This window comes from Rhodanobacter soli, assembly GCF_040548735.1.
Lineage (GTDB): Bacteria > Pseudomonadota > Gammaproteobacteria > Xanthomonadales > Rhodanobacteraceae > Rhodanobacter > Rhodanobacter soli_A.
Map to the genome: position 1 here is coordinate 2200728 of NZ_JBEPSD010000001.1, position 12856 is coordinate 2213583.

The following is a 12856-nucleotide window of genomic DNA, read 5'->3' on the forward strand; positions in this document are numbered from 1 at the left end:
GCCGTGGCGCCGGTCGCGTCACGGCACGGGCTGGCCAACTTACTCGCCGATCGTCAGCAGCGAGGCGTTGCCGCCGGCCGCGGTAGTGTTGATGGTGAGCGTGCGTTCGCCGGCGAAGCGCAGCAGGTAGTGCGGGCCGCCGGCCTTGGGGCCGGTGCCGGACAGGTTCTCGCCGCCGAACGGCTGCACGCCGACCACCGCGCCGATCTGGTTGCGGTTGACGTAGCAGTTGCCGACGCGCGCGTGGCTGGCGATGTACTCGACGGTGTCGTCGATGCGACTGTGCACGCCCAGGGTGAGGCCGTAGCCGGTGGCGTTGATCTGCTCGACCACGCGGGCCAGCTCGCTGCCCTTCCAGCGGACGATGTGCAGCACCGGGCCGAACACTTCGCGGGTCAGCGTGGTCAGCGAGGGGATTTCGTAGGCGCGCGGAGCGAAGAACGTGCCGTGCGCCGTGGTCGCCGGGTCCAGCGTGACTTCGCCGATCTTCTTCGCTTCGGCATCCATGCGTGCGGCGTGGTCGGTGAGGATCTTCAGCGCATCCGCGTCGATCACCGGGCCCACATCGGTGGACAGCTGGCCGGGGTCGCCAACCTTCAGCTCGGCCATCGCGCCGGTGAGCATCGTGCAGACCTTGTCGGCGATGTCTTCCTGCACGAACAGCACGCGCGCGGCGGAGCAGCGCTGGCCGGCGGACTGGAACGCCGAGGCGATCACGTCCTTGACGATCTGCTCGGGCAGGGCGGAGGAGTCGGCGATCATGGCGTTCTGCCCGCCGGTTTCGGCGATCAGCGCAGCGATCGGCGCGTTGCGCGCGGCGAGCGCGCGGTTGATCGCCCAGGCGGTGTCGGTGGAGCCGGTGAAGGCGACGCCGGCCACGCGCGGGTCCCGGGTCAGCGCGGCGCCGACGGTGGCGCCGTCGCCGGGCAGGTACTGCAGCACGTCGAGCGGGATGCCGGCGTCATGCAGCAGCTTCACCGCGGCATGGCCGATCAGCGAGGTCTGCTCGGCTGGCTTGGCGATCACGCTGTTGCCGGCGGCCAGCGCGGCGCTGACCTGGCCCAGGAAGATCGCCAGCGGGAAGTTCCACGGGCTGATGCAGACGAACACGCCGCGGCCGTTGAGGAACAGCTGGTTGCTCTCGCCGGTGGGGCCGGGCAACTGCTCCGGCTGGCCGAACAGGCGGCGCGACATGGTCGCGTAGTAGCGCAGGAAGTCGGCCGCCTCGCGGATCTCGGCGATTGCGTCGGGCAGGCTCTTGCCGGCTTCGCGCACGCACAATGCGATGAACTCGCCGCGGCGCGCTTCGAGCTGCTCGGCGGCGTGTTCGAGGATCGCGGCGCGGCTGGCGGCGGGCAGGCGATCCCAGCCGGGCTGGGCGGCGACCGCGTTGCCCAGCGCCTTGTCGACGGTGGCGCTGTCGGCGCTGACATAGCTGCCGACGGTCTGGCGGCGGTCGGCCGGGTTGGTCACCTGCACGGTCGGGCCGTTGGCTGTCGCGCCGGGTACCAGCGGGCCGGCGGTCCACGGGCCGGCGTTGGCGCTGACCGCGTCGGCCATCGCCTTCAGTTCGTTGTCGTTGGAGAAGTTGATGCCCATGGAGTTCTTCCGGAGTTCGCCGTACAGATTGACCGGCAGCGGGATGCGCGGGTGAGGGATCAAAGCGAAGGCACGCACCGTTTCGCACGGGTCGGCGACCAGTTCGCGCACCGGCAGGGTTTCGTCAACCACACGGTTGACGAAGCTGGTGTTGGCGCCGTTCTCGAGCAGGCGGCGCACCAGGTACGGCAGCAGGTCTTCGTGGGTGCCGACCGGCGCGTAGACGCGGCACGGCACGTCGAGGTTCTGTTTGCCGATCACTTCGCTGTACAGGTCGGTGCCCATGCCGTGCAGGCGCTGGTACTCGAAAGGCCGGCCGCGCGCGATGTGATGCACGGCGGCGATGGTGTGCGCATTGTGGGTGGCGAACTGCGGGTAGATCAGTTCGTTGCCGGCATCGAACAGCTTGCGCGCGCAGGCCAGGTAGGACACGTCGGTGTTCGGCTTGCGCGTGTACACCGGGTAGCCGGCCAGGCCGTTTTCCTGCGCGCGCTTGATTTCGGCGTCCCAGTAGGCGCCCTTCACCAGGCGCACGTACCAGCGACGATTTGCCGCACGTGCGGTCTCGATCAGCCAGTCGATCACGAACGGGGTGCGCTTGGAGTACGCCTGCACCACGATGCCCAGGCCGTTCCAGCCTTCGAGCGAGGGATGCGCGAAGACGTCGCCGAGGATGTCCAGCGACAGTTCGAGGCGATCGGCTTCCTCGGCGTCGACCGACAGCGCGATGCCGTTCTTCATGGCGAGCTGCGACAGTTCCAGCAGCTTCTCGGTGAGCTGGCGCCGCGCCAGTTCGCGCTTGGCCACCTCGTAGCGCGGGTGCAGCGCGGACAGCTTCACCGAGATCGACGGCGCGTCGGTGTGGTTGGCGAACGGGCCGCGTGCGCCGATCGCGGCGATCGCGTCGCGGTAGTCCTGCTGGTAGCGCTCGGCGGTTTCGCTGGTCAGCGCCGACTCGCCGAGCATGTCGTAGGAGTAGCGGTACACCGCGTATTCCTTCTTCGCGCAACGGTCCAGCGCCTCGTCGATGCTGCGGCCCATCACGAACTGGTGGCCCATGATGCGCATCGCCTGGCGCACCGCCAGGCGGATCGCCGGCTCGCCCGCGCGGCCGACCAGCCGCTTCAGCGCGCCGGTGACGTCGTGGCGGGTGTCCTCGGCGAGATTCACCAGGTGGCCGGTCAGCATCAGGCCCCAGGTCGAGGCGTTGACGAACAGCGATTCGCTCTGGCCCAGGTGCTTCTTCCAGTCCGCATCGCCGAGCTTGTCGCGGATCAGCTTGTCGGCGGTGGCCTTGTCGGGGATGCGCAACAGCGCCTCGGCCACGCACATCAGCAGCACGCCCTCCTCGGAAGACAGGTCGTACTGGCGCATGAAGGATTCGACCGCGCTCTGGTCCTTGGCGCGTACGCGTACGCGTGAAACCAGGCCGGCGGCGAGGTCGATCACCTGCTCGCGCTCGGTCGCGGGCAGAGTGGCCTGGGCGAGCAGGTCGTTGACCGCTTCGGTCTCGTCGCGCAGCCAGGCGGCGGTGATGCGCGCGCGCGCGGGCGTGCTGTCGACGGGGAGTTCGGGGCTGAGAATGGGCTGGGTCACGGGTCTATCGCAAAGATCCGCGGATGCGGAGGTAAACGTGGAATTGTACGCGTGCCGTGCGATTCGCGGGAGCCGGGGCGCCGTCGAAAGGCGGTTCGGCGGCGTAGCCTGATCGCTTGATCCAGGTCAAGCCGGTGCGACATTCTTGCCCGTTGCGCCGCCGCGGCCTATCATTCCGGCGTTCCAGGCACGCCGGATCCCCATGATCGTGCTTCGACCAGCTACCGCCGGCTTGCCTCGCGTGACGATGTGGCTCAAGCCCAATCGCGCGCTCAGCCGGCGCGGTCTGCGTCGACTGATCGTGGTTCTGGTAGCGCTGGTGCTGATGACGGCTGGACTGGGTGCGTGGCAGGGGAATGTGTTCGCTCCGCTGTTTGCCCTGGTGGAATCCGCCGCCGTGGCCATCGCCTTGAGCGTGGCCTGGCGGGCCGGCGACCGTAGTGAGCGCATCACCCTCGACGCTTCGTCGCTGGAGGTGCAATCCCTGCCGGGCCGGCGCCGCATGCGTTTCCAGTCGTACTGGGTGCGCGTGCTGCTGGAGCCGGGCAACGGGCGCCAGCGCCTGCTGCTGTCATCGCACGGACGCGAACTGGAGATCGGCGTTTTCCTGGCGGATCAGGAGCGCGTCGAGCTGTCGAAGAAACTCATGGTGTTGCTGGCCGACTTCAACCAGCCACGCAAGTAGGTTCAACAAAGGTGCAAGACATGACATCTGGCGGCATCAGGCGATCATTCACGGCAGCGGCGGCTCTCGCCCTTGCGTCGTTCGGCAGCGTGGCCCTGGCCGCCCCCGGTCCGTGGCAGCTGAACATGGAGCGCGGCGCGAGCACCTGGTCGCAGGTGCCGTACCACCTCAACAACATTTCGCTGGCCGTGTGCACCGTGATCGGCGTGCTGGTGTTCGGCGCGATGTTCGTCGCGATGTTCCGCTTCCGCAAATCGCGTGGCGCGGTGGCCGAGAAGTGGTCGCACAACACCACGGTGGAAGTGATCTGGACCACCATCCCGGTGCTGATCCTGATCACCCTGGCCTACCTGGCCACCGGTGGCCTCACCACCTGGGCCGACACCACCGGTTCGCAGATGACCGTCAAGGTCACCGGTTACCAGTGGAAGTGGCGCTACGACTATGTCGACTACATGGGCAAGTCGATCGACAAGGTCGGCTTCATGTCCAAGCTCGATTCGCAGAGCGACCAGACCCGCCAGCTCGGCTCGGGCATGGATCCGTTCGCGGTCAAGGTCGGCGACGAAAGCACCTACCTGCTGAACGTCGACAAGCCGCTGGTGGTGCCGGTCGACACCAAGATCCGCTTCGTGATCACCAGCGGCGACGTGATCCATTCCTGGTGGGTGCCGGCCACCGGCTGGAAGATCGACGCGATCCCCGGAATCATCAACGCGGCGTGGGCCAACTTCACTGCGCCCGGCACCTACCGCGGCCAGTGCGCCGAGCTGTGCGGCCAGGATCACGGCTTCATGCCGATCGTGGTGGTGGTCAAGTCCAAGGCGGATTTCGCCAAGTGGCTGGCCGAGCAGGAGGCGCAGTCCGCCGCGCCCGCTGCGGCACCACCGCAAACCGCGCAGGTCGCCGCTCCGGTAGCCGGCAAGCAGGGCTGATCCCTCCTCGTCCGCGGCCATTCCAGGCACACGTTTTTTCGCAGTCGCATTCAATATTTCAGGTTAGAGGTGCAAGGCCATGTCCTACGCAGCCACCCATGATCAGCACGACGATCACCACGGCGCGCCGAAAGGTTTCTTCCAGCGCTGGTGCATGTCCACCAACCACAAGGACATCGGCACGCTGTATCTGGTCTTCGCGCTGACGATGTTCTTCATCGGCGGCAGCTTTGCGATGATGATCCGTGCCGAGCTGTTCAAGCCCGGCATGCAGCTGATGGAGCCGTACTTCTTCAACGAGCTCACCACCATGCATGCGCTGGTGATGATCTTCGGCGCGATCATGCCGGCCTTCGTCGGCCTGGGTAACTGGATGATCCCGCTGATGGTCGGCGCGCCGGACATGGCGTTGCCGCGCATGAACAACCTGTCGTTCTGGATCCTGCCCTTCGCGTTCCTGCTGATGCTGTCCACGCTGTTTCTGCCCGGCGGCGGCCCGGCCGGCGGCTGGACGATGTATCCGCCGCTGGCGCTGCAGAGCGATTCGCTGGCCTACGTGGTGTTCGCGATCCACCTGATGGGCATCAGCTCGATCATGGGCGCGATCAACATCATCGCCACCATTCTCAACATGCGCGCGCCCGGCATGGATCTGCTGAAGATGCCGGTGTTCGTGTGGAGCTGGCTGATCACCGCGTTCCTGCTGATCGCCGTGATGCCGGTGCTGGCCGGCGCGGTGACCATGCTGCTCACCGACAAGTACTTCGGCACCAACTTCTTCAACCCGGGCGGTGGCGGCGACCCCGTCCTGTACCAGCACATCTTCTGGTTCTTCGGTCATCCCGAGGTCTACATCATGATCTTGCCGGCGTTCGGCATCATCTCGGAAGTGGTGCCGACCTTCGCACGCAAGCCGATCTTCGGCTACAAGGCGATGGTGTTCGCCATCGCCTGCATCGCGTTCCTGTCGTTCATCGTGTGGGCGCACCACATGTTCGCGGTGGGCCTGCCGCTGGGCGCCGAGATCTTCTTCATGTACGCCACCATGCTGATCTCGGTGCCGACCGGCGTGAAGGTGTTCAACTGGGTCGCCACCATGTGGGGCGGTTCGATGACGTTCGAGACGCCGATGCTGTTCTCGCTGGCGTTCATCATCCTGTTCACCATCGGCGGCTTCTCCGGCCTGATGCTGGCGCTGGTGCCGGCCGACTTCCAGTACCACGACACCTACTTCGTGGTGGCGCATTTCCACTACGTGCTGGTGACCGGTGCGCTGTTCGCGATCATCTCGGCCGCCTACTACTGGCTGCCGAAGTGGACCGGCAACATGTACAGCGAGTTCTGGGGCAAGGTGCATTTCTGGAACAGCGTGATCTGGGTCAACGTGCTGTTCTTCCCGCAGCACTTCCTGGGCCTGGCCGGCATGCCGCGCCGCATCCCCGACTACAACGTGGCATTCGCCAACTTCAACATGATCAGCTCGATCGGCGGCTTCCTGTTCGGCGCCACCCAGCTGATCTTCATCGGCGTGCTGATCCACTGCGCGTTCTTCTCGAAGAGGAAGGCCACCGACCGCGTGTGGGAAGGCGCCAAGGGCCTGGAGTGGACGGTGCCGTCGCCGGCGCCGCACCACACCTTCGAAGTGCCGCCGGTGATCCACGACGACGAACTGGCGCACGGCCACGTGAACGATTGATCATTGCCGCGACATCCCGGCCGCGCATGGCCGGGGTGGTCGCAACAGGACGACCCGGATCATGACGCAACAGACGAATCACCCCGCAACCGACGGCGACGACGATCGCCGCAAGGGCGTGCGGCGCACCGTGACGGTGCTGGTCGCGATCGTGCTGTTCTTCTTCCTGATCTCGTTCGTGCAGATAGTGTTGATGAAGTAGCAATACATGTTTTTCCAACCGGTCGGGTTCGACGACCGGCATGCAGTTCCCCGGGCGGCATGACGGGGCAAAAGTCATCAAGAGAAATCCACGGGGTTACACCATGGGTCAGCAGCACGACGCTTACTTCGTACCGGCCAAGAGCTCCTGGCCGATTGTGGCCGCAGTGGTCATGTTCATCACCGTGTTCGGTGCCGCGCACTGGCTGAACGCGGAGCCCGGTGAGGCCGGCTTCGGCAAGACCGTGCTGACCATCGGCGTGCTCGGCGTGCTGGGCATGTTCTTCGGCTGGTTCCGCTCGGTAATCAACGAATCGCTCGCCGGCAGCTACAACCACCAGGTGGACACCTCGTTCCGCATGGGCATGATGTGGTTCATCTTCTCCGAGGTGATGTTCTTCGGCGCATTCTTCGGCGCGCTGTTCTACATCCGCATGTTCTCGGTGCCGTGGCTGGGCGGCCATGGCCATGGCGTGCTGACCCACGAGTTCCTGTGGAGCGACTACACCGCCGCCTGGGGCGCCAATGGCGGCAACGGTCCGGAGCAGGCCGGCGGCGCGTTCCGTACCGTGCCGGCGTGGGGCCTGCCGCTGCTGAACACGCTGATCCTGCTCAGCTCCAGCGTCACCGTGACGATCGCGCACCATGCGCTGCGTGCCGGCCACCGCGGCAAGATCCTGCTGTTCCTGGGCCTGACCGTGCTGCTGGGCGCGACCTTCCTGTACTTCCAGGCGCACGAGTACATGGAGGCGTACAAGGAACTGAACCTGACCTTGCACAGCGGCGTCTACGGTTCGACCTTCTTCCTGCTGACCGGCTTCCACGGCCTGCATGTGACCCTGGGCACGATCATGCTGGCGGTGATCTGGCTGCGCGTGCTGAAGGGGCACTTCAACAAGGATCATCACTTCGGTTTCGAGGCGGTGGCCTGGTACTGGCATTTCGTCGACGTGGTCTGGCTCGGCCTGTTCATGTTCGTCTATATTCTTTGACGCGAGGTCCGTCTCGCGAGGAGCAGGACCGGCCGTCTGGGCCGGACTCTTCACAAGAGCCGCGCGACTCACGGAAATCACGGCGTGATCTGCAACAAGAAAGCCCGCCATTGGCGGGCTTTCTTGTTGCAGGCGCATCCATCTCGAACGTCAGTGGCGGAGACTACCCGCGCCGCGCGATTTGTCGCGGACGGGGCGCCGCGACGGCACAGCCGCTACAATCACTGGCCGACGTCGTGCGGATGCAGCCAACCCATCCAGATGCCGAACGCGACCATGGCGATGAACAGCAGCGACAGGCCGATGCGGCGGGTCAGCGCCCACACCGTGCGCTTGTCGTCGTCCTTGTCGGTCATCATGAAGTACAGCGCCTGGCCGAGGCTGAAGATCACCAACAGCAGCAACCCCACCAGCACGTATTTGTAGACGGTTTCCACGTGATTGATCCGATCCAGTTCGACATGGTCAGTATAACGGCCGCTGGCAGGCGCCCGGCGTGAACGGGTTTCGCCGTCCTTCGTGGTGGGCACTACTGCTGACCGTGGCCGGAGCCTTGCTGTTCGTGCGTTTGGGCGTCTGGCAACTGCACCGTGCCGACTTCAAGGAGGCACTTCTGCGGCGGTATGCCGCATCGGCAGGCGCGCCGCTGCAGGACTTCGCCAAGGTTGCCGAAACGCCGCCGGCCGACGGTTTTCCGCGGGTGCAGGTGAGCGGCCGCTACCTCACCGATCGGCTGTACCTGCTGGACAACCCGAAGCACGATGGCCGCGGTGGCGTGGAAGTGTTCGCACCGCTGGCGCTGGCCGGCCATCCGCAATTGCTGCTGGTCGATCTGGGCTTCCTGCCAGGCAACGGCAACGGCAAGACCCCGCAGCTGCCACCGTTGCCCACGGGCGAGGTCAGCCTGCAAGGACTGTACGTACCGCCACCGCCGGTCGGCTTCGAGATGGGCGGAAACGCATTGGCGCGGCAGACCCGGTGGCCGAAGACCGGCATCTTCCTGGACCCGGCGGAAGTCGCCCGTGACCTCGGCCACCCGCTGTACCCGCGACTGCTGGCGCTGGATCCCGATCCGGCCGCGATCTACGAGCGCGTGCACACCCTCGATTTCTCCTCGATGCCGCCGGCGCGGCATCGGGCCTATGCGTTCCAGTGGTTCACCTTTGCGCTCGCCGCGGTGGTGATCCTGCTGGTCGTGCATCGCAAGCGCAAGCCGCGCCAATCCCGATCCGATGAAGGTTGATGAATCCGATGAAGCCCGCTGATCCCGCCGCCGTGCGCAAGAGCCGGATATTCCTGCTGCTGATCGCGCTGGTGTTCGCCGCGCCGATGATCGTCGCCGGCCTGCTCAGCTGGAGCGGCTGGCAGCCCGGCACCAAGGGCAACGGCGAGCCGATCCTGCCGCAGCGCAATTTCGTCGACGAACAGCTGCGTGTGGAGCTGGCCAATGGCCAGCCCTACGCCTGGCGCGACAGCGAGCCGCGGCTGACCCTGGTGGCGCTGGCCGGCCCCGACTGCGCCGCGCAATGCCTGTCGACGCTGACCAAGATGGCGGCCGCACGGGTCACGCTCAATCGCAACCAGTCGCGTTTGCGCCTGCTGTACCTGGGCGCACCACCGGTGAATGACGCCGGTGCCGGCATGCGCAACTACTGGCAGCTCGGCCAGGACGTGGACGGCAAGCTGGCAGGCTACCGGCCGACGACGCCGGACAGCGTCAGCGCCGTGCTGGTGGAATCCAACGGCACGGCCTTGTCGCTGTACCGTGCCGGGTTCGATCCGTCCGGCCTGCGCAAGGATTTGCAGAAGGTGATCAAGTGATGTCGCCGCACTCGTTGCGGGTATTGCGCTGGCTGGCGCTGTTCGCGGCGGTGTTCGCGTTCGGGCTGGTGATGTTCGGCGCGTTCGTGCGGCTGTCCAACGCGGGCCTGTCCTGCCCGGACTGGCCGACCTGCTACGGCCAGGTGACCTGGCCGCAGCACGCGCAGGCGGTGGCGCACGCCGACGCGGCGTTCCCGGATCGCCCGTACGAGGCGCACAAGGCCTGGCGCGAGCAGGTGCATCGCTTCCTCGCCGGCACGCTCGGCGTGCTGGTGCTGCTGCTGGCGCTGATCGCCGGCTGGCGCCGGCGCGGCACCTTGCTGGCGGTGGTCGGCGGCGCGGTGTTCGCGGCGCTCGGGGTGGGCCTGTACATGCGCGGCGAGCATGTGTGGTCGTCCGCGCTGGCGGCCTGCGCGATCGCGCTGCCGCTGTTCGCCGCGATCCGGCTGCAGCGTCCCGGCGCGTGGAAGATCTGCGTGCTGGCGCTGGCGGTGATCATCTTCCAGGCCATGCTCGGCATGTGGACGGTGACGCTCCTGCTCAAGCCGGTGGTGGTGATGGGCCACCTGCTCGGCGGCATGGCCACGTTCGCGCTGCTGGCATACGCGGCGCTGCGTTTCGCCGGCGTGGCGGCGGCGGACGAACGCCACGCCGACCTGCGCCGGCTGGTGGCGATCGGTGTCGTGCTGCTGGTCTGCCAGATCGCGCTGGGCGGCTGGACCTCGGCGAACTACGCGGCCCTGGCCTGCGGCTACGGCCCCGGCTCATTCCCACAATGCCTCGGCCAGTGGGCGCCGCCGACGGACTTCCGCGAAGGCTTCGTGCTATGGCGCGGGATCGGCGTGAACTACGAGGGCGGCGTGCTCGACATGGCCGCGCGCAGCGCGATCCAGATCGCGCACCGGCTCGGCGCGCTGGTGGTGTTCTGCTATCTCGGCTGGCTGTCAATCAGGACAGCGCGGCGTGGCCTGCGCGTGTGCGGCCTGGCGATCGCGCTGGCGCTGGCGGGCCAGGTGTTGCTGGGCATCAGCAACGTGTACTTCGGCCTGCCGCTGGCCGTGGCGACCGCGCACAATGGCGTGGCGGCCCTGCTGCTGTTTACCTTGCTGGCCACGCTGGCGCGCACGCAGCGGCGCATGACTTTCTGACCATTGACAGGTGGCCGGTGGCCGGGGAAGCTCGTTTTCGCAGGATGTTGCATCCATGACCGCCCCCTTCCACGGGAGCGGTCGATACATCGAATGCGAGCGGGATACCTCTCATGAGAATGAGCATGCGGATGTTCGCGCTGGTGGTCGGTTTGCTGCTGGCCGGGCCGGCGTGGGTCGAAAGTTCGGTTGCGCAGGAGCGGCCTGAGAAGGGGCAAGCCGCGGGCAGGCTCGAGATGACACGCCAGGTTCAGGAGTCGAACAGCAAGTCGTTCGACACGATGGCGACCGAGCCACTGAGGCATGCCCGCAAGAAACCGTTGATGACGCCGCAGCAGTCGACGGACGCTTTCCTTGCGCTTGATCGCAATCGCGACATGCTGTTGACCCGCTCCGAATTGCCGAAGGAGATGAGCATCCTGCGGGCGCAGTTCGACAAATACGATATGGACCGCGATCACCGCCTGTCCTACTCGGAATTCGCGAACTACACCGATGTCGTACCGGATGAGTTGGCCCAGTCGCGGCCCTGATGCTGCTGTGTGGCGCAGCAGGCCGGTGGCCTCCAGCACGTGTCCGGCCGGATACAAGGCATTACACTAGGCGGTCGCCCGCTGCCTGACGTCATCGTGAACCTGCATTTCTCTCAATACCTGCTACTGACCAAGCCGCGCATCGTCGCGCTGCTGGTGTTCTGCGCGGTGATCGGCATGTTCCTCGCCGTACCCGGGATGCCGCCGTGGCGCGCGCTGGTGTTCGGCACGCTGGGCATCTGGCTGGCGTCCTCGTCGGCCGCCGCGTTCAACCAGCTGATCGACCAGCGCATCGACAAGGTGATGGTGCGCACGGCACATAGGCCGCTGGCCACCGGGCATCTCAATGCGCGGCAGGTCTTCGTGTTCGCGCTGCTGCTGGGCATCGCCTCGATGCTGGTGCTGGTGCTGCTGGTCAACACGCTGACCGCGGTGCTGACGTTCGCCGGGCTGATCGGTTACGCGGTGATCTACACCGCGTTCCTCAAGCGCGCCTCGCCGCAGAACATCGTGATCGGCGGCCTCGCCGGGGCGATCCCGCCGGTGCTGGGCTGGACCGCGGTCACCGGCGCGCTGCACCCGTACGCGCTGCAGCTGTGCCTGATCATCTTCGTGTGGACGCCGCCGCACTTCTGGGCGCTGGCGATCTTCCGCCGCGACGACTACTCGCGCGCCCAGGTGCCGATGCTGCCGGTGACCCACGGAGTGGTGTTCACCCGCTGGCACATCCTGTTCTACACCGTGCTGCTGGTGCTGGTGACCCTGCTGCCGGCGCTGACCGGGATGAGCGGCCTGGTCTACCTGGGCGGCGCCGCGGTGCTGGGCGGGGCGTTCCTGTATTACGCCGTGCGCCTGCTGAATCCGCCGGACGAGCTGTACGCGATGAAGGTGTTCAACTATTCCATCGTCTACCTGATGGCGCTGTTCGCGTTCCTGCTCGTCGACCACTGGCTGGTCGAGCCGATCGTGCAGCAGGGGCTGGCGCTGCAGCCGGTCGTCTGAAGGGCCCGTGCCGACGCCATGTTGGTGCGGAAAAATTCAGCTTGAACATTGACACTCCCGCGGCGCAGCACGACAATGCGCGCGCCCTCCGGCGCGCCGCGCCGGGCGGCTTCCTGTCCTGACTAACCAAGGCATATGGACGTTTACCCTAGTCGCAACGTCGACATCCGCTCGCTTCGGGTGCCGGCGCCGCATAACAAGTTGAACGCCTGCGGCGACCGCCTGCGGTCGGCTGGTGCTTTCCGCTAGGGAAAGTCCGGCCCACTCCTGAGGACGCCGACGGCGTCGTCATGAGGAGATGGGCTGATGAAGCTCCTTCACGATTTTCTCCGCCTGCGCCTTGCAGGCCTGCGCACCGCCTCCGTTCGCGGTGCTGCCGTGTCGCCCGAATTCAGCGTGACCGTGCCCGCGCCGCTGGCCAAGCCGGCCGGTGGCGGCGTCGAGCGCGTCGCTGCCGTGCCCGTGCGGCGCGAACCGGCGTCGTTCCTGAAGGCGCCGCGCCATCGGCGGCTGGGTTCCGGTCGCTGATGGCCGTCCTGATTCCGCGCAAGGGCTGGCCTCCGCCAACGCCCTCCGGCACGGGCCGCGCCTGCGGCCGCACGAGCTAGCGTGATGGCGGCTTGACGTCGCCAGCGCTTCGCAGCATCG

At 66.6% G+C, this 12856-nt stretch carries 13 protein-coding genes; 11 read left to right on the forward strand and 2 right to left on the reverse strand.

What is annotated here, in order from left to right; all coding sequences use genetic code 11:
* Positions 1–39: 39 nt before the first annotated feature.
* On the reverse strand, positions 40–3195 hold the full coding sequence (gene putA / locus ABIE04_RS09925) for a bifunctional proline dehydrogenase/L-glutamate gamma-semialdehyde dehydrogenase PutA (RefSeq protein ID WP_354549394.1): 3156 nt from the start codon (positions 3193–3195) through the stop codon (positions 40–42).
* A gap of 247 nt (positions 3196–3442) precedes the next feature.
* On the opposite strand from putA, the gene ABIE04_RS09930 reads away from it, so the two are divergent.
* The 5 genes from ABIE04_RS09930 to ABIE04_RS09950 all read left to right on the forward strand — a co-directional run bounded on the left by ABIE04_RS09930 (position 3443) and on the right by ABIE04_RS09950 (position 7704).
* A complete protein-coding gene (locus ABIE04_RS09930) occupies positions 3443–3880 on the forward strand; it encodes a DUF2244 domain-containing protein (RefSeq protein ID WP_354549849.1) in 438 nt (145 codons plus the stop codon).
* A 20-nt stretch (positions 3881–3900) separates the two neighbouring features.
* Entirely contained in the window at positions 3901–4815 is a 915-nt protein-coding gene (gene coxB / locus ABIE04_RS09935; RefSeq protein ID WP_354549398.1) for a cytochrome c oxidase subunit II, read from the forward strand.
* Between the two features lie 79 nt (positions 4816–4894).
* Positions 4895–6511, forward strand: a complete 1617-nt coding sequence (gene ctaD, locus ABIE04_RS09940) for a cytochrome c oxidase subunit I (protein WP_354549402.1) — start codon at positions 4895–4897, stop codon at positions 6509–6511.
* Between the two features lie 61 nt (positions 6512–6572).
* Entirely contained in the window at positions 6573–6713 is a 141-nt protein-coding gene (locus ABIE04_RS09945) for a hypothetical protein (protein ID WP_354549407.1), read from the forward strand.
* Between the two features lie 103 nt (positions 6714–6816).
* Complete coding sequence (locus ABIE04_RS09950; RefSeq protein ID WP_354549410.1) at positions 6817–7704, forward strand: cytochrome c oxidase subunit 3; 888 nt, start codon at positions 6817–6819, stop codon at positions 7702–7704.
* A 221-nt stretch (positions 7705–7925) separates the two neighbouring features.
* Here the strand turns inward: ABIE04_RS09950 and ABIE04_RS09955 are convergent, their stop codons facing one another.
* The gene (locus ABIE04_RS09955; RefSeq protein WP_354549414.1) at positions 7926–8141 is read right to left on the reverse strand and encodes a twin transmembrane helix small protein; all 216 of its coding nucleotides are present in this window, start codon (positions 8139–8141) and stop codon (positions 7926–7928) included.
* Between the two features lie 59 nt (positions 8142–8200).
* Between ABIE04_RS09955 and ABIE04_RS09960 the strand changes: the two genes are divergently transcribed.
* The 6 genes from ABIE04_RS09960 to ABIE04_RS09985 all read left to right on the forward strand — a co-directional run bounded on the left by ABIE04_RS09960 (position 8201) and on the right by ABIE04_RS09985 (position 12736).
* Positions 8201–8947, forward strand: a complete 747-nt coding sequence (locus ABIE04_RS09960) for an SURF1 family protein (RefSeq protein ID WP_354549418.1) — start codon at positions 8201–8203, stop codon at positions 8945–8947.
* 8 nt (positions 8948–8955) lie between these two features.
* Positions 8956–9525, forward strand: a complete 570-nt coding sequence (locus tag ABIE04_RS09965) for a hypothetical protein (RefSeq protein WP_354549422.1) — start codon at positions 8956–8958, stop codon at positions 9523–9525.
* On the forward strand, positions 9525–10673 hold the full coding sequence (locus ABIE04_RS09970; RefSeq protein WP_354549426.1) for a COX15/CtaA family protein: 1149 nt from the start codon (positions 9525–9527) through the stop codon (positions 10671–10673). Before ABIE04_RS09965 ends, ABIE04_RS09970 begins: the two co-directional genes overlap by 1 nt.
* Positions 10674–10804: 131 nt before the next feature.
* On the forward strand, positions 10805–11206 hold the full coding sequence (locus ABIE04_RS09975; protein ID WP_354549430.1) for a hypothetical protein: 402 nt from the start codon (positions 10805–10807) through the stop codon (positions 11204–11206).
* Positions 11207–11302: 96 nt separating this feature from the next.
* The gene (gene cyoE, locus ABIE04_RS09980; RefSeq protein ID WP_436410365.1) at positions 11303–12208 is read left to right on the forward strand and encodes a heme o synthase; all 906 of its coding nucleotides are present in this window, start codon (positions 11303–11305) and stop codon (positions 12206–12208) included.
* Between the two features lie 306 nt (positions 12209–12514).
* Positions 12515–12736, forward strand: a complete 222-nt coding sequence (locus tag ABIE04_RS09985; RefSeq protein WP_354549433.1) for a hypothetical protein — start codon at positions 12515–12517, stop codon at positions 12734–12736.
* Positions 12737–12856 lie beyond the last annotated feature (120 nt).

Coding starts and splice junctions, on each gene's coding strand:
- ABIE04_RS09930 (WP_354549849.1), top strand. CDS start 3,443: ATGTGGCTCAAGCCCAATCGCGCGCTCAGCCGGCGCGGTCTGCGTCGA.
- coxB (WP_354549398.1), top strand. CDS start 3,901: ATGACATCTGGCGGCATCAGGCGATCATTCACGGCAGCGGCGGCTCTC.
- ctaD (WP_354549402.1), top strand. CDS start 4,895: ATGTCCTACGCAGCCACCCATGATCAGCACGACGATCACCACGGCGCG.
- ABIE04_RS09945 (WP_354549407.1), top strand. CDS start 6,573: ATGACGCAACAGACGAATCACCCCGCAACCGACGGCGACGACGATCGC.
- ABIE04_RS09950 (WP_354549410.1), top strand. CDS start 6,817: ATGGGTCAGCAGCACGACGCTTACTTCGTACCGGCCAAGAGCTCCTGG.
- ABIE04_RS09965 (WP_354549422.1), top strand. CDS start 8,956: ATGAAGCCCGCTGATCCCGCCGCCGTGCGCAAGAGCCGGATATTCCTG.
- ABIE04_RS09970 (WP_354549426.1), top strand. CDS start 9,525: ATGTCGCCGCACTCGTTGCGGGTATTGCGCTGGCTGGCGCTGTTCGCG.
- ABIE04_RS09975 (WP_354549430.1), top strand. CDS start 10,805: ATGTTCGCGCTGGTGGTCGGTTTGCTGCTGGCCGGGCCGGCGTGGGTC.
- ABIE04_RS09985 (WP_354549433.1), top strand. CDS start 12,515: ATGAAGCTCCTTCACGATTTTCTCCGCCTGCGCCTTGCAGGCCTGCGC.